The organism is Pseudomonas sp. FG29 (genome assembly GCF_057809355.1).
In genome coordinates this window covers 36,673-57,526 of record NZ_JBMDJU010000026.1, presented here as the reverse complement: position 1 = coordinate 57,526, position 20,854 = coordinate 36,673, and the positions used below count along the sequence as shown (strand labels likewise).

Annotated in this window: 16 protein-coding genes and 4 tRNA genes; 10 read left to right on the top strand and 10 right to left on the bottom strand. The window is 60.1% G+C overall.

Translation table 11 applies throughout. The features are described 5' to 3' along the window. Positions 1-190: 190 nt before the first annotated feature. The gene (locus ACODS1_RS20635) at positions 191-2,224 is read right to left on the bottom strand and encodes an oxidoreductase (RefSeq protein WP_489087132.1); all 2,034 of its coding nucleotides are present in this window, start codon (positions 2,222-2,224) and stop codon (positions 191-193) included. Positions 2,225-2,425: 201 nt separating this feature from the next. On the opposite strand from ACODS1_RS20635, the gene ACODS1_RS20630 reads away from it, so the two are divergent. Together ACODS1_RS20630 and ACODS1_RS20625 are read left to right on the top strand one after the other, a co-directional pair. Continuing rightward, positions 2,426-3,454 (top strand): carbon-nitrogen hydrolase family protein, encoded by a 1,029-nt coding sequence (locus tag ACODS1_RS20630; RefSeq protein WP_489087131.1) that lies wholly within the window; start codon positions 2,426-2,428, stop codon positions 3,452-3,454. After that, the gene (locus ACODS1_RS20625) at positions 3,451-4,533 is read left to right on the top strand and encodes an AraC family transcriptional regulator (RefSeq protein WP_489087130.1); all 1,083 of its coding nucleotides are present in this window, start codon (positions 3,451-3,453) and stop codon (positions 4,531-4,533) included. The genes ACODS1_RS20630 and ACODS1_RS20625 overlap by 4 nt, the downstream gene beginning before the upstream one ends. A gap of 167 nt (positions 4,534-4,700) precedes the next feature. On the opposite strand, the gene ACODS1_RS20620 is transcribed toward ACODS1_RS20625, so the two are convergent. The 5 genes from ACODS1_RS20620 to ACODS1_RS20600 all read right to left on the bottom strand — a co-directional run bounded on the left by ACODS1_RS20620 (position 4,701) and on the right by ACODS1_RS20600 (position 5,950). After that, positions 4,701-4,777 (bottom strand) — tRNA-Asp (locus ACODS1_RS20620). A gap of 108 nt (positions 4,778-4,885) precedes the next feature. Next, a tRNA-Asp gene (locus ACODS1_RS20615) sits at positions 4,886-4,962 on the bottom strand. A 108-nt stretch (positions 4,963-5,070) separates the two neighbouring features. Next, positions 5,071-5,147: transfer RNA gene (locus tag ACODS1_RS20610), tRNA-Asp, on the bottom strand. Between the two features lie 15 nt (positions 5,148-5,162). Next, positions 5,163-5,238: transfer RNA gene (locus ACODS1_RS20605), tRNA-Val, on the bottom strand. Between the two features lie 238 nt (positions 5,239-5,476). Then, on the bottom strand, positions 5,477-5,950 hold the full coding sequence (locus ACODS1_RS20600) for a MarR family winged helix-turn-helix transcriptional regulator (RefSeq protein WP_322979247.1): 474 nt from the start codon (positions 5,948-5,950) through the stop codon (positions 5,477-5,479). A gap of 108 nt (positions 5,951-6,058) precedes the next feature. Here ACODS1_RS20600 and ACODS1_RS20595 point away from each other — a divergent pair, with 108 nt between their 5' ends. From ACODS1_RS20595 to ACODS1_RS20575, 5 genes are all read left to right on the top strand, one after another. Then, positions 6,059-7,828: an N-acetylglutaminylglutamine amidotransferase gene (locus tag ACODS1_RS20595; protein ID WP_489087129.1), complete on the top strand. Its 1,770-nt coding sequence runs from the start codon at positions 6,059-6,061 to the stop codon at positions 7,826-7,828. Between the two features lie 135 nt (positions 7,829-7,963). Further along, positions 7,964-9,703 (top strand): N-acetylglutaminylglutamine synthetase, encoded by a 1,740-nt coding sequence (ngg, locus tag ACODS1_RS20590; RefSeq protein ID WP_489087128.1) that lies wholly within the window; start codon positions 7,964-7,966, stop codon positions 9,701-9,703. Between the two features lie 69 nt (positions 9,704-9,772). Then, positions 9,773-10,972 carry an osmoprotectant NAGGN system M42 family peptidase gene (locus tag ACODS1_RS20585; RefSeq protein WP_322979250.1) on the top strand — a complete coding sequence of 400 codons (1,200 nt, stop codon included), beginning with the start codon at positions 9,773-9,775 and terminating at the stop codon, positions 10,970-10,972. A gap of 165 nt (positions 10,973-11,137) precedes the next feature. After that, positions 11,138-13,885, top strand: coding sequence for a hybrid sensor histidine kinase/response regulator (locus ACODS1_RS20580; RefSeq protein WP_489087127.1), 2,748 nt, complete (start codon positions 11,138-11,140; stop codon positions 13,883-13,885). A 42-nt stretch (positions 13,886-13,927) separates the two neighbouring features. Further along, on the top strand, positions 13,928-14,173 hold the full coding sequence (locus ACODS1_RS20575) for a YheU family protein (RefSeq protein WP_322979252.1): 246 nt from the start codon (positions 13,928-13,930) through the stop codon (positions 14,171-14,173). Positions 14,174-14,314: 141 nt separating this feature from the next. On the opposite strand, the gene ACODS1_RS20570 is transcribed toward ACODS1_RS20575, so the two are convergent. From ACODS1_RS20570 to ACODS1_RS20555, 4 genes are read right to left on the bottom strand one after another with little or no spacing between them, the layout of a single operon-like run. After that, entirely contained in the window at positions 14,315-14,911 is a 597-nt protein-coding gene (locus ACODS1_RS20570; protein WP_489087126.1) for an HvfX family Cu-binding RiPP maturation protein, read from the bottom strand. Positions 14,912-14,916: 5 nt separating this feature from the next. Beyond that, positions 14,917-15,627, bottom strand: coding sequence for an HvfC family RiPP maturation protein (locus ACODS1_RS20565; RefSeq protein ID WP_489087125.1), 711 nt, complete (start codon positions 15,625-15,627; stop codon positions 14,917-14,919). After that, complete coding sequence (locus tag ACODS1_RS20560; protein WP_489087124.1) at positions 15,624-16,466, bottom strand: HvfB family MNIO-type RiPP peptide maturase; 843 nt, start codon at positions 16,464-16,466, stop codon at positions 15,624-15,626. The genes ACODS1_RS20565 and ACODS1_RS20560 overlap by 4 nt, the downstream gene beginning before the upstream one ends. Positions 16,467-16,487: 21 nt before the next feature. Continuing rightward, positions 16,488-16,763: an HvfA family oxazolone/thioamide-modified RiPP metallophore gene (locus tag ACODS1_RS20555; RefSeq protein WP_489087123.1), complete on the bottom strand. Its 276-nt coding sequence runs from the start codon at positions 16,761-16,763 to the stop codon at positions 16,488-16,490. Between the two features lie 543 nt (positions 16,764-17,306). Between ACODS1_RS20555 and ACODS1_RS20550 the strand changes: the two genes are divergently transcribed. The 3 genes from ACODS1_RS20550 (at position 17,307) to ACODS1_RS20540 (ending at position 20,791) form a co-directional block, all read left to right on the top strand. Next, the gene (locus ACODS1_RS20550; RefSeq protein WP_489087122.1) at positions 17,307-17,555 is read left to right on the top strand and encodes a hypothetical protein; all 249 of its coding nucleotides are present in this window, start codon (positions 17,307-17,309) and stop codon (positions 17,553-17,555) included. 106 nt (positions 17,556-17,661) lie between these two features. Next, positions 17,662-18,744 (top strand): hypothetical protein, encoded by a 1,083-nt coding sequence (locus ACODS1_RS20545; protein ID WP_489087121.1) that lies wholly within the window; start codon positions 17,662-17,664, stop codon positions 18,742-18,744. A gap of 85 nt (positions 18,745-18,829) precedes the next feature. Beyond that, positions 18,830-20,791: an AAA family ATPase gene (locus ACODS1_RS20540; RefSeq protein ID WP_489087120.1), complete on the top strand. Its 1,962-nt coding sequence runs from the start codon at positions 18,830-18,832 to the stop codon at positions 20,789-20,791. The last annotated feature ends 63 nt before the right edge of the window (positions 20,792-20,854 follow it).

The following is a 20,854-nucleotide window of genomic DNA, read 5'->3' as shown; positions in this document are numbered from 1 at the left end:
GGGCAGCAACGTATTTATCGCACGTCACTGCCCGAATTTTTCGCGCGCGGCGTCACCATCGCTGCGTTAAAAACAGGCTCAAAATGCTCATTTACAACTCGTAAACTCCGCTTTTTCGCCTGTTTTTGCCTTGCGCTGGCGGCCTCGCCTACGTTTTTAGAGGTGCCCATAAGGCGGGGCGTCAGGTTGCTCAGAGTTCAGCCGCCAGACGCGAGCCCTGGTTGATCGCCCGCTTGGCATCCAGTTCGGCGGCGACATCCGCACCGCCGACCAGGTGCACACGCTGACCGGCGTTCTCCAGTCCTTGCTGCAGCTCACGCAGCGGATCCTGACCGGCGCAGACGATCACCGTATCGACCGGCAGCACCTGCTCTTCGCCGCCAGCGATGCGGATATGCAGGCCGGCATCGTCGATCTTCACGTACTCGACGCTGTTGAGCATCTGTACGTTCTTGTTCTTCAGACCGGTGCGGTGAATCCAGCCGGTGGTCTTGCCCAGGCCGTCGCCGACCTTGGTCTTCTTGCGCTGCAGCAGGAACACCTCGCGCGCCGCCGGGTGCGGATGCGCCTCGATGCCGGCCACGCCGCCACGTGCTTCAAGCGCCGTGTCGATGCCCCATTCCTGCCAGAACGCCTCACGGTCGAGGCTGGTGGCCTTGCCCTGGTGAGTGATGAACTCCGATACATCGAAGCCGATACCGCCAGCGCCGATCACCGCCACTCTCTGCCCGACCGGCTTGCGCTCGAGAATCGCATCCAGATAGCTGATCACCTTGGCATGCTCGATACCCGGAATCTCCGGGGTACGCGGGGCAATGCCGGTGGCCAGGATGATCTCGTCGAAGCCGCCCTTGACCAGGTCGTCCACCGCCACGCGGGTATTCAGGCGCACATCGACACCGGTGGTTTCCAGCTTGCGCTTGAAGTAGCGCAGGGTTTCATAGAACTCTTCCTTGCCCGGCACGCGCTTGGCCACGTTGAACTGGCCGCCGATCTCGCTGGCCGAATCGAACAGGGTCACGCTGTGGCCGCGCTCGGCGGCGACGGTGGAAGCGGCCAGGCCAGCCGGGCCGGCACCGACCACGGCAATCTTCTTCACCGTGGTGGTGGGGATGTAGTTCAGCTCGGTCTCGTGGCAGGCACGCGGGTTGACCAGGCAACTGGTCAGCTTGCCGCCGAAGGTGTGATCCAGGCAGGCCTGGTTGCAGCCGATGCAGGTGTTGATCTCGTCCGCGCGGCCCTCGGCTGCCTTGTTGACGAACTCCGGGTCGGCGAGGAACGGGCGCGCCATCGACACCATGTCGGCATCGCCCTCGGCCAGCACCTGCTCGGCCACTTCCGGGGTGTTGATGCGGTTGGTGGTGATCAGCGGGATCGATACCTCACCCTTGAGCTTGGCGGTGACTTTGGTGAAGGCCGCGCGCGGCACCTTGGTGGCGATGGTCGGGATGCGCGCCTCGTGCCAGCCGATGCCGGTGTTGATGATCGTCGCACCGGCTTTTTCGATGGCCTTGGCCAGCAGCACGATCTCGTCCCAGGTGCTGCCGCCCTCGACCAGATCCAGCATCGACAGGCGATAGATGATGATGAAGTTCGGCCCGACTGCCTCACGCACGCGACGGACGATCTCCACCGGCAGGCGCATGCGGTTCTCGAAGCTGCCGCCCCAGCGGTCGGTACGATGGTTGGTGTGGGTCACCAGGAACTGGTTGATGAAGTAACCTTCCGAACCCATCACCTCGACGCCGTCGTAGCCGGCCTGCTGGGCCAGCGCCGCGCAATTGACGAAATCGGCAATCTGCTTCTCGATGCCCTCCTCGTCCAGCTCACGCGGCTTGAACGGGTTGATCGGCGCCTGGATGGCGCTCGGCGCCACGGACTTGGGGCTGTAGGCATAACGGCCGGCGTGCAGGATTTGCATGCAGATCTTGCCACCCGCCTCGTGCACGGCCTGGGTGACGATCTTGTGCTTCTCGGCCTCTTCCACCGTGCTCAGTTTGGCCGCACCGGAATACACGCCACCCTCTTCGTTCGGGCCGATGCCGCCGGTGACCATCAGGCCAACGCCGCCACGGGCACGCTCGGCAAAATAGGCCGCCATGCGCTCGAAGCCGCCCGGCTTCTCTTCCAGACCGGTATGCATGGAGCCCATCAGGGTGCGGTTCTTCAGCGTGGTGAAGCCCAGATCGAGCGGGGCCAGCAGGTGCGGGTAACGAGCAGTCATGGAATTCTCCACATCGCGGTGCAGTTCACGGATTGCCGCGGTCTCATGGGCACGCGGTCGGTTATGAGGCCAGACGATAAAGAGGCCAAACGACAGGCTCAATGATCGAATCTGACAAGATAATGATCAAAAGCAACATCAAGGCTTGGCACGCGGCCCGACCCGACCTAACCTGAACCGCCTGTTTCAAGAACAACCCTCATGCAACGACTGATCATTTACCTCAGCATCGCCCTCCTGCTCGGCAGCCTGGGCGGCTACGCCTACTGGTGCGAGCAACGCGAACCGGTGCGCTACCTGTCCGATCTGCGCAGCCATGTCGCCCTGGATCAGGGGCGCCCCAGCGCACGCGGCAATCTGCTGGGCATCCAGCCCGAGCTGGTCACCAGCGACTACCAGAGCGTCGAGCGCCTGCGCCTGAAGCTGGCGGCCTACCTCGATCACGCTCGCGATCTGAACCTGCTCAATGCACGCACCCTGGTGGTGTTGCCCGAACATATCGGCACCTGGCTGCTGGCCGTCGGCGAAAAGGACGAGCTGTATCAGGCCCGCGACCAGCAGCAGGCGCTGCACTGGCTGGCCGCCAGCAATCCGCTGTCCTTCACCTGGGCGCTGCTGACCGCCAAGGGCGAGGCACAGTTGCAGGACGCCATGATCCGCACCAAGGCACAAGCCATGGCGCGCGACTACCAGCAACTGTTCGGAGGCCTGGCGCGCGACTACGGCGTGACCCTGGTGGCCGGCTCCATCGTGCTGCCGGAGCCCCGAGTCGAGCTGGGCCAACTGAAAGTGGCCAACGGGCCGCTGTACAACGTCAGCCTGGTCTTCGACAGCGCCGGTAATCCCATCGGCCAGCCACAACGCCAGACGCAAGGTGATCAGATCATCGCAGGCGCCCCGCCCTCGCAGCTGCATGTACTCGATACACCCGCCGGACGGTTGGGCATTCTGCTCGGAAAGGACGCCCAGGACAGCGAGCGCCATCGCCTGCTGGCCGCACAACAGGCCGAGCTGCTGGCCCTGCCAAGCAGCAGGCAAGCGAGCCCGGAACAGGCAACCCGCCTCGCGCAGCAGATGCAACAGCACGGCCTGCGCGCGGCCATCGCCGTGCAACTGCGCGGTCGTCTATGGGCTAAAGCGGCGCAGCCACGCAGCCTGGTGGTAGAACCTGGCCAGCCCCTGTTCGGCGACGCGCGCAGTGGCGCCCAACTGGTCAATCTGTGGTTATGAAAGCCTCACGCATTCGCCTCGGCGACCTCTCTGTCGGCTTCACCCAGGCACTGGCAGCCGCACTCGCCGAGTGCGGGCATGACCCCCAGCCGCTGCTGCAACAGTTTGGCCTGAATGCCGAACGCCTGGCCGAACCGCGTGCGCGCCTGTCGATTCCGCGCTATATGCGCCTGGGCCACAGCGCCATTGCCCTGAGCGGCGAGCCGGCGCTCGGCCTGAGCATGGGCAGGCTGAGCCGTCTGGCGCACATTGGCCTGGCCGGCATCTGCGCCGCACAGGCACCCGATCTGCGTGAGGCGGCGCGCACCCTGAGCCGTTTCGAGCCGCTCTACGCCGCCAACTACCGCGGCCATTCCAGCTTCAGCGAAGACAGCCGCGGTGCGTGGCTGCACTTCTACTCCATCAGCCCGTACAACGCCTACAACCGCTTCGTGGTGGATTCGGTGCTGGCTGGCTGGCAGAGCAACCTGAGCCAGGTGGTGGCCCGTCCGATCACCGCGGAGAAAGTCGAGATCGAATTTCCCGCACCCGAGTATGGCGAGCGCTATGCCAGCACCTTCGGCTGCCCGGTGGACTTTGCAGCCGGCGCCAATCGTCTGCGCCTGAGCAGCGAAACCCTAGCCCTGCGTAACCCGGAACATTGCCCGGGCACCTGGCGGCATCTGCTGGAATTGTGCGAGCGAGAGCTGGATCAGCTGACCCGCACACGCAGCCTGCGTGAACGGGTGATCCAGTTGCTCGGCCCGCTGCTGCATGGACACGAGCCGGACCTGCAGGAGGTCGCCCGCAGTCTGCAGTTGCCGAGCTGGACGCTCAGGCGCAAGCTCGCCGAGGAAGGCACGCAGTTTCGCACCATCCTCAACGACACCCGCCGCGACCTGGCCACGGCCTATATCCGCGACACTGAACTGGCCTTCGGCGAAATCGCCTACCTGCTCGGTTTCGCCTCAGCCGAAGCGTTCCAGCGCGCCTTCAAACGCTGGCTCGGGCAAACGCCCGGCGACTACCGCCGTGCCCAACGCCGGGGCGATAGCGCTGCTCAAAGTTCAGTAGCGTCATCCGCTTCAGTCACGTCCTGATCGAAGGCATCACGCTCGAGCAATTCTTCCTGGTAATCGTCCATCTGCTGCTCTCCTGTCATTTCAGCTGATCGATAGCAAGCTACGTTCGCGAAATGAAGACAAGATGACGAAAAGTCACAGGCAATAAAAAACCCGCTGATCTCGCGATCAGCGGGTTTCGTATATGGCGCAGCGGACGGGACTCGAACCCGCGACCCCCGGCGTGACAGGCCGGTATTCTAACCGACTGAACTACCGCTGCGTGTCGGTTGGACTTTCGTCCAGAGAACTCTTTAATACGTCTTGCATCGGATGGCGCCCTTGCGGGCTTTGCCATCTCAAACCGACTAACCGTCGATCTGGGAAATAATGGCGCAGCGGACGGGACTCGAACCCGCGACCCCCGGCGTGACAGGCCGGTATTCTAACCGACTGAACTACCGCTGCGTGTCGGTTGGACTTTCGTCCAGAGAACTCTTTAATACGTCTTGCATCGGATGGCGCCCTTGCGGGCTTTGCCATCTCAAACCGACTAACCGTCGATCTGGGAAATAATGGCGCAGCGGACGGGACTCGAACCCGCGACCCCCGGCGTGACAGGCCGGTATTCTAACCGACTGAACTACCGCTGCGCGTAACTGCGAGATTGGTGGGTGATGACGGGATCGAACCGCCGACCCTCTGCTTGTAAGGCAGATGCTCTCCCGGCTGAGCTAATCACCCATGTGCCTTAGCGAGGCGCGCACTTTATGCAGGCAGCGACGCTAAGTCAACACCCTGCTTGAATTTTTTCTGAAAAAGACGGGTCACCGCCTAATGCCATTCAGTTAAACGTCGCCACTGCGAATTGGGTAGGAGCGGCGCCCCGCCGCGAACCGGGGCAATGCGCAATTGAAAAGCTTCGCCCCGGGGCGGGGCTCCTACGAAGGGACGGCTTGGCAACCTAGGGTCACCACCCAGCTCAGTCCATCTCGCCACACAGCTCGGCGGCCCGCAGAAGAGCCGCAGCCAAGCTGTGGCGCTCCCACTCGGCCAGCGCGGCGAAACGCTGGTTGAATTCCGGCGGCATCAGTGAAGGCGCCTGCTGAATCAGCTCACGTCCGGCCTCGCTGATCAGCAGCCATTGGCGGCGGCGATCCTGATCATCGCGCTGGCGCTGCAACAGGCCACGCTCTTCGAGGCGGTCGAGCAGGCCGGACAGCGTCGCGGCGGTCAGGCTGACACGGCTGCTGAGTACGCTGGCGGTCAGGCGCGTCTCGCTGGCCAACACCTGCAGGATCATCAACTGCATCGGCGTCAGTCCACCGAAGCGGGCCAGGCGCTTGGCATGCACCTCCCCTGCCTGCTGCAGGCGGCGCAAGGCCTGGAACAGGGGCATTTCGAAGGCCATGACAGATGACAAATCTATTTCAACAGGAACTTTTTTATCACTCATAAGCACCAATTCATAACAACCAAAACTTTGACATGAAAGCATTATTTTGTTTTGGTGTAAAAGGCTCGACCTCGAGTCACTCCCCAACGGCAACACCGGTAAGGAACTATGTGCGGAATAGCTGGAGAACTTCGTTTTGATCGACGCCCCGCGGATCTGGCGGCAGTCGAACGCATCACCCACCACCTGGCCCCTCGCGGCCCCGACGCCCACGGCTTCCATAGCCAAGGCCCCATCGCCCTTGGCCATCGCCGCCTGAAGATCATGGATCTGGCCGAAGCCTCGGGCCAGCCGATGATCGACAGCGATCTCGGTCTGTCGATGGTGTTCAACGGCGCCATCTACAACTACCCCGAATTGCGCGCCGAGCTGGAAACGCTGGGTTATCGCTTCTTCTCCGGCGGCGACACCGAGGTGCTGCTCAAGGGCTACCACGCCTGGGGCGAAAAGCTGCTGCCCAAGCTCAACGGCATGTTCGCCTTTGCCGTCTGGGAGCGCGACACGCAAAGCCTGCTCATCGCCCGTGACCGCCTCGGCATCAAGCCGCTGTACCTGTCGCGCACTGGCGAGCGCCTGCGTTTCGCCTCCTCGCTGCCGGCCCTGCTGCAAGGTGGCGATATCGCCAAGACGCTGGATGCCGTCGCCCTCAACCACTATTTGAATTTCCACGCCGTGGTACCGGCGCCGCGCACCATCCTGGCGGGTGTCGAGAAGCTGCCGCCGGCGACCTGGATGCGCATCGACGCCGACGGCAAGGTCGAGCAACAGACCTGGTGGACGCTGCAGTTCGGCCCGCAAGGCGAGGAAGTGAATTACGGTTTCGAAGAATGGCGCGACCGCACGCTGCAAGCCATGCGTGAGGCGGTGGAGATTCGTCAGCGTGCCGCCGTGGACGTCGGCGTGCTGCTCTCCGGCGGCGTCGATTCGAGCCTGCTGGTCGGCCTGCTGCGTGAAGCCGGGGTGGAAAACCTGCTGACCTTCTCCATCGGTTTTCAGGATGCCGGCGGCGAGCGCGGTGATGAATTCCAGTATTCGGATCTGATCGCACAGCGCTTTGGCACCCAGCATCATCAGCTGCGCATCGGCGAGCACGAGATCCTCGAGCAACTGCCGCAGGCGTTCCGCGCCATGAGCGAGCCGATGGTCAGCCACGACTGCATCGCCTTCTACCTGCTCTCGCGTGAAGTGGCCAAGCACTGCAAGGTGGTGCAGAGCGGCCAGGGCGCCGACGAACTGTTCGCCGGCTACCACTGGTACCCGCAGGTCGATGGCGCCAAGGATGCCTTCGCTGCCTACCGCGCCGCCTTCTTCGACCGCGAGCACGACGAATATGCCGCTTGTGTGCAGCCGGCTTGGCTGACCGGCGACATGGCCGGCGAGTTCGTCCGCGAACACTTCGCCATGCCGGGTGCAGACGCCGCCGTGGACAAGGCGCTGCGCCTGGACAGCACGGTGATGCTGGTCGATGACCCGGTCAAGCGCGTGGACAACATGACCATGGCCTGGGGCCTGGAGGCGCGCACGCCGTTCCTCGACTACCGCGTGGCCGAACTGTCAGCGCGCATTCCCGCGCAGTTCAAGCTGCCCGAAGGCGGCAAGTACGTGCTCAAGGAAGCGGCGCGCAAGGTCATCCCCAGCGAGGTGATCGACCGACCCAAGGGTTACTTCCCGGTGCCGGGCCTCAAGCATCTGGAAGGCGCCACCCTGGGTTGGGTGCGCGATCTGCTGCTCGACCCCAGCCAGGATCGCGGCCTGTTCAACCCGAGCATGCTCGACCAGTTGCTGACCAACCCGCAGGGCCAGCTCACGCCGCTGCGCGGCTCCAAGCTGTGGCAATTGGCGGCGCTCAACCTGTGGCTGAGCGAGCAGGGTCTGTAACGACGCAGGAGCGGCTGCAGCGCAATACCGCTCAGCCGCTCCTGTGAACTGCCAAGGAACGCTCGTAGCCCGGATGCAATCCGGGATCGACACGACTCAACATTCGATCCGGCTCAGACCGGCGAAGGACATCTCATGCGCTCCCCTGCCTTCAAACAACGCCTGATCCGCGGCCAGACACCCTCCTACGAGCGTCTGCAGGCGCGTCTGGCCGAAGACCACACCAGCGAGCCCAGCCAACCGCAAGCCATCCACTGCGGCTGGGGGCGCCTGCTGATAGGCCACACCTACCCGGACGCCATGGCGCTGGCCGAATCCCTGCTCGATGAGCAACCCGGCGAGCGCGATATCGCCCTGTATGTCGCCGCGCCGCATCAGGTGCTGGCCCATGCGCCGCAGCAACTGTTCCTCGACCCCTCCGACACCCTGCGCCTGTGGTTCACCGACTACCGCCCGGCGCGCCGCAGCTTTCGTGGCTTTCGCATTCGCCGTGCGCAGAACGAGGCGGACTGGCAGGCCATCAACTGCCTGTACCAGACCCGCAACATGCTGCCCATCGACCCGGCCAAGCTCACGCCCTACAACGAAGGCGGCCCCACTTACTGGCTGGCCGAGGACGAAGACAGCGGCGCGGTGATCGGCAGCGTCATGGGCCTCAACCACCAGCGCGCCTTCCGCGACCCGGAAAACGGCAGCAGCCTCTGGTGCCTAGCGGTCGACCCGCAGTGCAGCCGCCCGGGCGTCGGCGAAGTGCTGGTGCGCCACCTGATCGAACACGGCATGAGCCGCGGCTTGAGCTACCTCGACCTGTCGGTGCTGCACGATAACCAACAGGCCAAGAAGCTCTACGCCAAGCTCGGTTTTCGCGAGTTGCAGACCTTCAGCCTCAAGCGCAAGAACGGCATCAACCAGCCGCTGTTCCTAGGCCCCGGCCCGCAGGCCGAACTCAACCCCTACGCTCGCATCATCGTCGACGAGGCGCTGCGTCGAGGTATCGAACTGACGGTGGACGATGCCGAAGCCGGACTGTTCACCCTCAGCCACGGCGGCCGGCGCATCCGCTGCCGCGAGTCGCTGTGCGACCTGACCAGCGCCGTGAGCATGACCCTGTGCCAGGATAAGCGCCTGACCCATCGCACCCTGTCGCGGGCCGACCTCAGTGTGCCGGCACAGCGTCTGGCCGGCAGCGCCGAGGAAAACGCCGCCTTCCTGGCCGAGCATGGCTCGCTGGTGGTCAAGCCGGTCGACGGCGAACAGGGCCAGGGCGTGGCAGTCGATCTGCGCACCCCCGGCGAAGTGCAGGAGGCCATCGAGCGCGCCAGCGTATTCGACCAGCGCGTGCTGCTGGAAAGCTTTCACGAAGGTCACGACCTGCGCGTGCTGGTGATCGGCTACGAAGTGGTGGCTGCAGCCATCCGCCGCCCTGCCGAGATCATCGGTGATGGCCGCCACAGCATCGGCCAGTTGATCGACGCACAGAGCCGCCGCCGCCAGGCTGCCACCGGTGGCGAGAGCCGCATCCCCAAGGACGCCGAAACCCTGCGCACGCTGCACGGTGCCGGCCTCGACTACGACAGCGTACTGCCGGCCGGCGAGCGCCTGGCCGTGCGCAAGACCGCCAACCTGCACACCGGCGGCACCCTGGAGGACGTCACCGCGATCCTCCATCCGACCCTGCGTGACGCCGCGATCAAGGCCGCGCGAGCGTTGGACATCCCCGTGGTCGGCCTCGACCTGCTGGTGCCCGCCGCCGATCAAGCCGAGTACGTATTCATCGAAGCCAATGAGCGTGCCGGCCTGGCCAACCATGAGCCGCAGCCGACCGCCGAGCGTTTTGTCGACCTGCTTTTCCCGCTGAGCCAGGTCACCACCTGAAACCTGAGCGGGCGCGAATGCCATCGCGCCCGCAACAGATGCGCTCCGCCAGATAGACAAGGAGACTCCATGCAGCAACTGCCCGAACCCGACCTCGACTACCTGCACAAGGTCTTGCTGGAAATGCTCGCCATTCCCAGCCCCACCGGTTTCACCGACACCATCGTGCGCTACGTCGCCGAGCGTCTGGAAGAACTGGAAATCCCCTTCGAGCTGACCCGTCGCGGCACCATCCGCGCCACCCTGCGCGGGCGCCAGAGCGAGTACGAACGCTTCGACCGCGCCGTGTCCGCGCACCTCGACACCATTGGCGCCATCGTCCGCGAGATCAAGGACAACGGCCGTCTCGGCCTGGCGCCAGTGGGCTGCTGGTCGAGCCGCTTCGCCGAAGGCAGCCGCGTCAGCCTGTTCACCGATAACGGCGTGATACGTGGCAGCGTGTTGCCGCTGCTGGCCTCCGGGCATGCCTTCAATACCGCTGTGGATACCTTGCCGGTAAGCTGGGATCACGTCGAACTGCGCCTGGATGCCTACTGCGCCACCCGCGCCGATTGCGATTCGCTGGGCATCTCGGTGGGCGATATCGTGGCCTTCGATCCGCTGCCGGAGTTCTCCGAAAGCGGCCATATCAGCGCCCGCCACCTCGATGACAAGGCCGGTGTCGCCGCCCTGCTGACCGCGCTCAAGGCAATTCGCGACCATGGCCTGCAGCCGATGATCGACTGCCATCCGCTGTTCACCATCACCGAAGAGGTTGGCTCCGGCGCCGCCGCTGCCCTGCCCTGGGACGTCAGCGAGTTCGTCGGCATCGACATCGCCCCGGTCGCGCCTGGCCAGCAGTCCAGTGAGCACGCGGTCAGCGTGGCCATGCAGGATTCCGGCGGCCCCTATGACTATCACCTGTCGCGGCAACTGCTGCGTCTGGCGGCGGAAAACGACATCCCGGTGCGCCGCGATCTGTTCCGCTACTACCACAGCGACGCCCAGTCGGCCGTAACCGCCGGCCATGATATCCGCACGGCATTGCTGGCCTTCGGTTGCGACGCCACTCACGGCTACGAGCGCACCCACACCGACAGCCTCAAGGCGCTGACCCAGATCCTCACTGCCTACGTGCTCAGCCCACCGGTTTTCGCCAGCGACGCGCAGCCGGCGCAGGGCTCGCTGGAGCGCTTCAGCCACCAGTTGGAACACGAGGCGCAAATGGAAAGCGATACCCGTGTGCCTTCGGTGGACAGCCTGTTGGGGCAACGTGATCAGGACGCTTGAAGGCCGCTCGGCATAAAGGCAAAGTGACGGCAACGGAAAGCGAGGGGAGCGACAGCTCCCCTTTTTGTGGCCGCGATTCGCGCGACTACTCTTCATACGGATCGTCGCACCGCGACGTTGGAATGACTGCCGGCCATGCCTGCATGGCCCCTCTGAGGTTCACGGATGCCTCGTTTCTGCCTGGCTTTGCTCCTGTTCTGGCTGGCCGGCCCGCTCTGGGCCGCGCAACCCGCGCCGCTGGATAGCGACGAGCTGCGCCTTTCCCTCGGCCCGTACACGACCTATTACGAAGACACCGGCGGGCAGATGGACAGCGACCAGGTTCTGGCGCTGGACGATGCGGCGTTTCAGCCGCTCAAAGGCGAGTACGCCAACCTGGGCAAGAACAACTCGGTCTGGTGGTTCAAGCTGCGCCTGGTCAATAGCCTCGAACACCCGCTGGGCGGCTATCTGGAGGTCAATTACCCGCTGCTCGATGACCTGCAGGTATACCTGATCGATCCGCTGGGGCAGACGCTGCGCCAGGAAAGCGGTGATCACTTCGCCTTCGCCCAGCGCCCGGTCAAGGTACGCAACTTCTGGTTCCCATTGCAGGTAGAACCCGGCGTCAGCACCCTGCTGGTGCGGGTCGAGACCACCAGCACGGTGTTCGTGCCCCTGTTCTTCGCCACTCATGGTGCCAGCGCGGCGGCGCAGGAAAACCTCATGGGTTTCAACGGTGCGTTCTACGGCGTGCTGTTCGCCATGTTCTGCTACAACCTGTTCCTCTACCTGTCGCTGCGCGAATCGGCCTACCTCTGGTACCTGGCCTACAACCTCAACGTCGGCCTGCTCGCGGCCTGTTTCGACGGCATGCTGTTCAAGCTGCTGCCCGAACACGTGGCGCTGCAATCGGTGGCCATCTACATCCTGATGTACCTGCATTGCCTGAGTGCCATCCAGTTCAGCCGCCACTTCCTGCATGCCGCGCAGTTCTTCCCGCGCCTGGATACCGGCCTGCGCCTGCTCATGCTGGCCTGCATCGGCTGCCTGGTTTCGGTGCCGCTGATCGGTTTCGCTGCGTGGAACATCCTCGCCAGTCTGACCGTTTCGCTGGTCTCGCTGATCCTCCTGCTGACCGGCCTGTACGCCTGGCGTCGCGGCGTGCGCTACGGCTCCTACTACACCCTGGCCTGGGCCGTGCTGCTGTTCGCCTTCATCCAGGCCACCACCGGCTCGCTCGGCCTGGAAGTGTTCGGGGTGTTCGGCGGCACCGTGGTGAAGATCGGTGTCACTCTCGAACTGATCACCCTGTCCATCGGCCTGGCCGACCGCATCAACCTGCTCAAGGAAGAAGGCTTCCAGTCGCGCCGCGCGGCCGAACAGGCGGAATTCGAGAGCCAGGCCAAGAGCCGCTTCCTGGCCAAGATGAGCCATGAGATCCGTACGCCGCTCAATGGCGTACTGGGCATGCTGCAACTGCTGCGCGAGACACCGCTCGACCGCAGCCAGCGCTTCTACGTGGACACCATCTCCAGCTCCGGCAGCTCGCTGATGGCGGTGATCAACGACATCCTCGACTACGCCCGTATCGAATCCGGCAAGCTCAGCCTGGAGCAGATCGACTTCGACCTCGAAGACATGATTTCCGAGACGCTCAGCCTGTTCACCGGCCAGGCGCTGGACAAACGCCTGCGCCTCTATGTCAGCCTGGAAGCCGGCGTGCCACGGCGCATCCAGGGCGACCCGACACGCCTCAAGCAGGTGCTGATGAACCTGCTCAGCAACGCCCTGAAGTTCACCCCCGAGGGCCACGTCGCGCTCAGCGTCAGCCTGCGCAACGACAGCCAGGGCAACCCGCATCTGGTCTTCGCGGTGGGCGACAGCGGTATCGGCATCAGTGAACAGGTGCTGGCCAAGCTGTTCGAGTCCTTCGCCCAGGGCGACTCCAGCACCACCCGCCGCTATGGCGGCAGCGGCCTCGGCCTGGCGATCAGCAAGGAACTGGTGGAAATGATGGGCGGCCGCATCGAGGTACAAAGCACCATCGGCCAGGGCACCCGCTTCGCTTTCGACGTACCACTGCTCGCCGAGATGACCGCCCCCGACGAGCTGACGTACCTGCTCAATGGGCGTACCGCCCTGCTCGCCTCGCTCGACGGCCTGGGCCTGGACGCCATGAGCCGCCTGCTCGGCCGCTGGGGCTTGCGCACCGAACGCTGCCAGACGCCCGAACGCCTGCAGGACTACCTGGAGGACTTCAAGGCGCCGCCCCTGCTGGTGCTGATGGCGCCCTGGCCCGGCAGCGTCATGCACTGGCTCGAATCGCTGAGTCACAAGCTGCAACCCGGACAACGCGTGTTGCTGGTATGCCCTCCCGAGAACTGCCAGACTCTGCCCCCCAGTCAGGGGCTGCGCCTGCAGCACCTGGCCCAACCGGTCGCGGTCAATGCTCTGCGCCTGGCATTGAACGAGCTATACGCAGAACCCCGTGCAAAGGTGCATCAGTTGATCCGAGAGATACGCAGCGACAAGGGCGAAGCCCCCTGCATCCTGGTCGCAGAAGACAACCCGGTGAATCAGTTGGTGGTACAAGGCTTCCTGAAGAAGCGTGGCTACAGCGTGAAACTGGTCACCAATGGCCAGGCCGCCGTGGACGAGTACCGCCGTGACCCCGGCGGCGTCCACCTGATCCTCATGGACTGCGAAATGCCGCAGATGGACGGCTTCGAGGCCACCCGGCAGATTCGCCGCCTGGAACGTGACACGCCGTTGCCCGCCGTACCGATCATCGCCCTGACCGCGCACATTCTCGAAGAGCACCGGCAGAACGGTCTCGATGCCGGCATGGACGACTTCCTCGGTAAACCGCTGGACAGCGGCCTGCTCTACAGCACCCTGGAGCGCTACCTGCAGGCTCGCAGCCCATCCTGAGAGCCTCTATCATGGGCGCCGTCCGACTGGAGCGCCCCCACCGTGCTGATCCCCGCCAACCTGCTGCAAGCCGAAACCCTTACCGCCCTGATCGAAGACTTCGTCACCCGTGACGGCACCGACAACGGCGACGACACCCCACTGGAAACCCGCGTACAGCGCGTGCGCCGCGCCCTGGACAAGGGCGAGGCGGTAATCGTCTTCGACCCCGACAGCCAGCAGTGCCAACTGGCGCTCAAGCGCGACGTGCCCAAGGAATGGATCGACGCCCTGCGCGACGACGCCTGAACCCATCCACACCGGACACTTCTAAAAACGTAGGCGAGGCAGCCAGCACAAGGCAAAAACAGGCGAAAAAGCGGAGTTTACGAGCTGTAAATGAGCATTTTGAGCTTGTTTTTAACGCAGTGATGGCAACGCAGTTAGTTTTTAGAAGTGTCCGCAGCGGCGTGCCAGCCAGTAATCTATGCTCAGCCATCGCCCTGCCCCGCTGAAGAACAACGCCACCAGCATCACCAGGTAGGTGGCGGCGAACTCGATGCCGTTGTTCAGCACCACGAACTTGCCGCTACCGATCAGCCACTCGTAATTGCCGTGCTCACGCAAGATGCTTCGCGCCCGTTCGAGCTTTTCCGCCGCAGCCAGCACGCGTTCGTTGGCGAAGGGGGCGGACGGGTCGGCAATCGCCTGCCAGCCATAGGGCCAGTGCACGGTGACGATCGCCACCAGCATGGTGACGATCAAGGGAATGCTGATCCAGCGCACGGTAAAACCAAACAGCAGCAGGATGGCGCCACCGGCCTCGGTCAGCGCCGCCGCCCAGGCCAGCAGCTCGGGAAATGGCAGGCCCAGGCCCCAATCCGGGTTGCCGAACCAGGCGGCAGTGGCGTCGATATCGGCCAGCTTGTGCGTGCCGGCCATCCAGAACACCGGCACCAGATACAGGCGCAGCAACAGCGGGCCGAGAAAATCCAGGCGCCGGGTGGCCTCCAGCGCGTTCTGGCAGCGATTGAGCAAAGCGATCATGGTGGTCAGTCCTCGGAATACGGAAACCAGATATCGCGCGCCTGCCAGTCATCCAGCAGCGCGCGGGCGTTGTCGAAATAGCCGCTATCGGCGGTCAGACCATGGGCGGCGGCCAAGTCCAGCTGCGCCTGCATGGGCGGCTCGGCAGCCTGCAGTCGCAGCGCCAATTGATAGGCGAACGGCGCCAACTGCATGAAGCGCACCTGATCCTGACGATCACGCCAAACCAGCAGGCAGGTCGGCTCGGCCGGGGGCTGCGTCGGGCAATGATCGGCACCGATCATCTGCACCGGCCAGCGATAAGCCAGCGGCCAGGCCAATGGTGACCAGCCTTGCGCGGGCAACTGCGCATCGCTGACATCCAGCGCCAGCTCGACCCACTCGTAATGAGCCAGCTCCAGCATGAACGCAGGGTCGTCAGGCTCGGCGCGATAGCCCTGCTGCAGCCAGGCGATGAACTCCTGGCTGATCTCGAGAAAGTACGGCGTGCCCGCACGATGCTCGGCGAAGAACGCGCGCAGTAGCCGTTGCCAGCGCTCGCCCCCGAGAACCCCGCGCAGCACCGGAAAGGCGCCGCTTACCAGGCTGGCGACGTTGTTGAAGAACAGCTCCTCGTAGATCGCCATGCGCTCGCCACTGATGCCCGGCAACGGCGGCTGCGCCTCGGGCTGGCGAATACGCGCAGCGAAGTCGCGCTGCAATTGCACGCCGCTCATGTGCCGTACCTGCTCAGCGGTTGCACAGCCTGTTGCAGGCTGCGGATATGCGCCAGCTCGGCATACAGCTCAGCCAGCGGCGGGAAGTTGAAGTCACGCTCCAGCAGCGTCGGCCTTACGCCATGCTGCGCATAAGCGCTGCTCAGCAATGCCCACACCGGGTCGATCACCGGCGCACCGTGGGTATCGATCTTCAGGTCTGCCGCCTGATCGTAATGCCCGGCGACATGCAAATAGGCGATGCGCTCACTGGGCATCGCGGCGATATAAGCCTCGGCATCGAAGCCGAAGTTCAGGCTGTTGACGTAGACGTTGTTGACGTCCAGCAGCAGTTGGCAGTCAGCACGTTCCAGCACCGCACGAACGAACCCCGCCTCGTCCAATTCGCCGGGCAGGCGCGCGTAGGCCGAGACGTTCTCGATGATCAGCGGCCTTTCCAGCACGTCCTGCACGATGCGCACGCGCTCGGCGATACGCACCACCGACTCGTCGGAAAACGGCAACGGCATCAGGTCATACAGCTGGCCGTCGTCGGCACAGGCCGACAGGTGCTCGCTGTAGGCCAGCACACCATGCTCGTCGAGAAAGCCCTTGATGGCGTGCAGCAGTTCCAGGTTCAGCGGCGCGAAGCCGCCGAGGTTGAGGGACAGACCATGGCACAGCAACGGCCGACGCTCGCTCAGGGCGCGCAATTGCTTGCCCTGGCGGCCACCGACACCGATCCAGTTCTCCGGCGCCACTTCGAGAAAGTCGGCGCCGCTGGCGTTATCACCGATCAGCTCGGCGAGCAGCCCGCGACGCAGACCGAGACCGGCGCCTGTGAGGTGTGCGAGGTGCATGATCCGTCCTCCCCTGCGCCCTTACTCGCTCTTCTCGCCGCCGCACTTGCCTTCGGCATCGGTCTTCTTGTCGGCGCCGCAGGAGCCTTCCTTGTCCGCCTTCATATCGCCTTTCATTTCACCGCCACATTTACCTTCACCGCAGGAACCTTCCTGCGCCTTCTCACCAGCAGCCAGGCTATAGCCGCTGCTCAGTTCCTGCGCAGCGAACGGGTTGCTCGCGGCCTGCGCGGTAAAGGCAACGGTGGTCAGCAGCGCGGCGCCCAGGGTAGCGGTCAGGGTATTGAGTTGTTTCATGGCATCTCTCCATCGGCTTCGAATACGGCGCCAGGTTGGCGCCCTCGCAGCAATGGACGAGGCAGGGATGCGGGCGTTACAGCGAGGCTAAAATTTTTTCGTAGCCCGGATGAAAGCCGGGGAGCGTTGCCCGCCAGCAGTCGAGGCTACGACTGCATGGATGCAGGAGGTAGAACGAAGCAGGATGCCAAAGCCGAAAGCCCCTCCACAGGCAAAGGAACATCCACCGCACTGTGGGAGGCGCTTCAGCGGCGAGGTTTTCGATGGCCGGTAGCGCGAACAGCCACAGCAAACGGTGGATGAAAAAAGCGTCATCCACCCTACGCGCGGTGTACCAGATGTAATCCTGGAGCAAAAAGAGGAGGTCAAGCGAATACACCGAACTGCCGAGGCGTAGAGGTAAGGCTATGACTGGGAAGGCTTTTTAGTGCAAAGCAAAACGGGATGGTGCGGAGCTAGATGGAAGGTTCTACTATCGGATTAGTACCGCCGCCTATCTAATCACTGTTATGTTTCTTTCCTAAGTATCAAGGAAACCCATGTATGAAATTTGATCTACTTCGCCACGAAGAAGAAACCATCGAGTTCTATAAGAAACTAATAGTTGAGACGGATGATATAGAGCTAAAGAAGCAGATTCTAAAGCATCACTTTGATTTTTTGGTCAGTCTCCATACACTAGAAAAAGAGTTCAGGACTGCGGTAATGAGTCACGAGCAGGCTTTGGATAAAAATGACCTTGAACACGAAAAACTACGGAGAGAATCCCGGCGAGTGAGTCGTGAAACATAACAACACGCTCAACATCGTTCGCTTCGCTCACTGGACTCGCAAAAGCTACGCTTTTGCTCGCCTGTTAGCTTATCGTTAAAGCTTAAAAGCATCAGGAGTTCGAAATTTGAGTACTTATGGACGAGCAATGGTTTCTGAAATAGACGAGGCATTGCGGTTACTTAATCAATATATCATCGAGGGCTATGATGGATCAGACATTAAAAATCTACTATCAAAGACCGCTTCAGCAACAGAGCTGTTTCTCAAACGTGATGTACTCCCTACGAAAAACAACAGAGATAATTTCCACTCATTCATTGAAGAGTTAAAAACGCACTCTATAAGCCAATCTAAAGTCGATTTCATTCACAATATCAGGCTTGCATATAATGATGCCAAACATGATCCAAACAGTGCCCTAAGCATACTCCAGCTTAAGAAGCTGCTAGAAAATCTGAAATTGGCCATTGACGATATTGTAACTGGTTCTATTGGCCGAGTTGGTTCTTCTGTTCGAGCAGCTACTACTAGAGTGTTTTGGATTTGCGCATGGGATCATTATACCGGAGGCGAAACTGAGGTTACTGTCTTCCTGCCAAGTGAATACGATGGTTTTCTTGGTGCCCATTCTGTAGATCATGTAAGCATTCATGGATTGAAATGGGATGATTTCAAAGCTGATCTCCCCAATTTTGGAACTGTACATCCTCATGATGGACTTATACCGGAGGGGCAAGTCAAATTTTGGCTGTCGGAAGGTGATTGTTTAACTCCATTTGTGTTCGAAGGTGAATACAGTTCTTTAATTATTTGCCTATCAAAGTATCTCAAAGATGTAGATCTGATTTCAGGTCTGGCGAGGGAAGATGACCCTGTGAATTTACTGCAAACAGCAGTAATGGCCGTGAGCGATGCTTATGCAAATGTTCCTAATGCATCAAAAGAACTTCAATGTGCTAGCGCACTTACTCTAGCAAGCAGTCAATATGCAGTGCTGCCAAAATTTAATGAACGTATAGAGCATTACATCAGTAAAGTAGTTGATGTAATTGATCAAGCGCCGATGCTAGTAAAATCCGCTTTAACAGGGCCGATATGGTCCACGAAGGATTCCTATGATTCAAATGAATCAATCTATCGAGATGATTCTATTAGAATGCTCATCGATTCCAAAAATAGAATTGTACTGGGCGTAAGACAGCTTTAACAAGGCACTGCTGTCGGACAAATTTTCCGCTGCGCTCCAAATTTGCCGCAGAGCGCAACGTTGGCTTCGATATCAAGGATTGAGAATGAAAATAGAGTCAGTACGAATTCAGAACTTCCGAACGTTCAAGGACGAAACAATATTCTTTGATAATTACAGTTGTTTTGTTGGGCCAAATGGTTCCGGTAAATCCACCGTGATGAACGCACTAAACGTGTTCTTTCGCCAGTACAAGGACAGTAAAACTGACTTAAGTAAGCTTTCGATTGACGATTTCCATCATAAGAATGTGAAAGAGCCAATCTCAATAACGGTCACATTTAAAGATCTATCTGATCAGGCTAAAGAGGATCTTTCCGATTATGTCCGGCAAGAACGTTTAATTGTCACAGCGAAAGCAGAATTTGACGAGGGAACTGAAAGAGCAGAGGTGAAGCAATTCGGTAATCGTCTTGGAATGACTGAATTCAAGGTATGGTTCGAAGCTGAAAAGGCTAAAAAATCCGCCTCCGAATTAAAGCAAATTTTCGCAGAGTTACAATCAAAATGGCCGGAGATCACAAAAGCTACCGCTAAAGCCGATATGGCTAATTCACTTAATGAGTTTGAATCATCGCACCCAGAGCAATGTAGTTTGATTCCAAGTGAAGATCAGTTCTATGGCGTATCTAAAGGAGCTAACCGACTTGCGCCTCACTTACAATGGGTTTTTGTGTCAGCATCCAAGGATTTTTCTGAGGAAGCAGAGGAAAGTAAGAACTCAGCTCTTGGACAACTGCTTTCAAGAGCGATTCGAGCAAAAGTCAACTTTTCAGAAAAAGTATCAGGACTTAGAGATGGTTTAAGGAAAAGCTATCAAACAATGTTGGAGGAGGAGCAGGCTGTTCTTTCGACCATTTCTGAATCTCTGGAAAGTAAGTTAAAGCTTTGGTCGAACCCTAGTGCAACGGCGAAGGTTCTTTGGAAAAATGATGCAGAAAAATCAATCAAGATAGAAGAGCCGCTTGCACATATCCAAATAGGTGAAAAGGGTTTTGAAAGTGAGTTAGCTCGTTTCGGTCATGGCATGCAAAGATCATATCTTCTGACCCTTTTACAAGAGCTAGCTGATATAGATGATGAAAATGCGCCGACCCTTGTGATGGCAATTGAAGAACCTGAACTATATCAACACCCTCCTCAAGCACGCTATTTGTCTGAGGTTTTGCAAGATCTAGCCAATGAAAATTCACAAATAATTGTTTGTTCACATAGCCCATACTTTATCCCCGGAGATGACTTTCACAACGTTCGCTTAGTGAGGGAGTTAGGTTCTCCATCCTGCTCTAATGTCACTTCGCTGACTTATGCTGAACTAGCAAAAGAACTTACCAATGCCGGTGAAAAAGCAGTTAAAGAAACGGGAATGATTGCAAAGCTGTACCCTACCTTACGACCAGAAATCAGCGAAATGTTTTTTAGTCGAAAGCTAATATTAGTTGAAGGCATAGAGGATGTTGCCTATTTAACGTCCTACATTCAGCTTATGGGTAAGCTTCCAGATTTTAGACGTTCTGGTTATCACATTATTCCTGTGGGCGGAAAAAATGAACTGCTAAAGCCTCTGGCCATCGCAAAGCTATTGAAAATTGAAGTATTTGTCGTCTGCGACGCTGATACAGACAAAACGAGAGAAGATGAAGTCAATAAGCATAAAAAAGATAATGCTGCAATCTTATACTTGCTAGGCCACGATATATCCGAAAACTGGCCCAAAGCAGATATTAGAAAGTCCAATTTAAGAATGTGGAAGACAAATATCACGAACACTGTGGGCCCAGAGTTTGGTGAGGACTGGAAGACACATGAAGATCTGGCTGCTTCATATTATGGGAATGCAGGTGGATTAAAGAAAAACCCTCTGGCTGTTTCTCGCGCACTGGAATCTGCATGGAAAGCAGGCTTAAAGTCCGCAACGTTACAGGAGTTAATTGATAGTCTCCTTGCTCCAAAACCAACAGAAGCCAACAAGTCAATGCAGCCGACTGCTGACGCAACGACTGATTGAAGCACTAGGCAAAGGAAATGTCATTCAGAAAAAGGGGATAGATTTATTTACGGAACAGCCCCA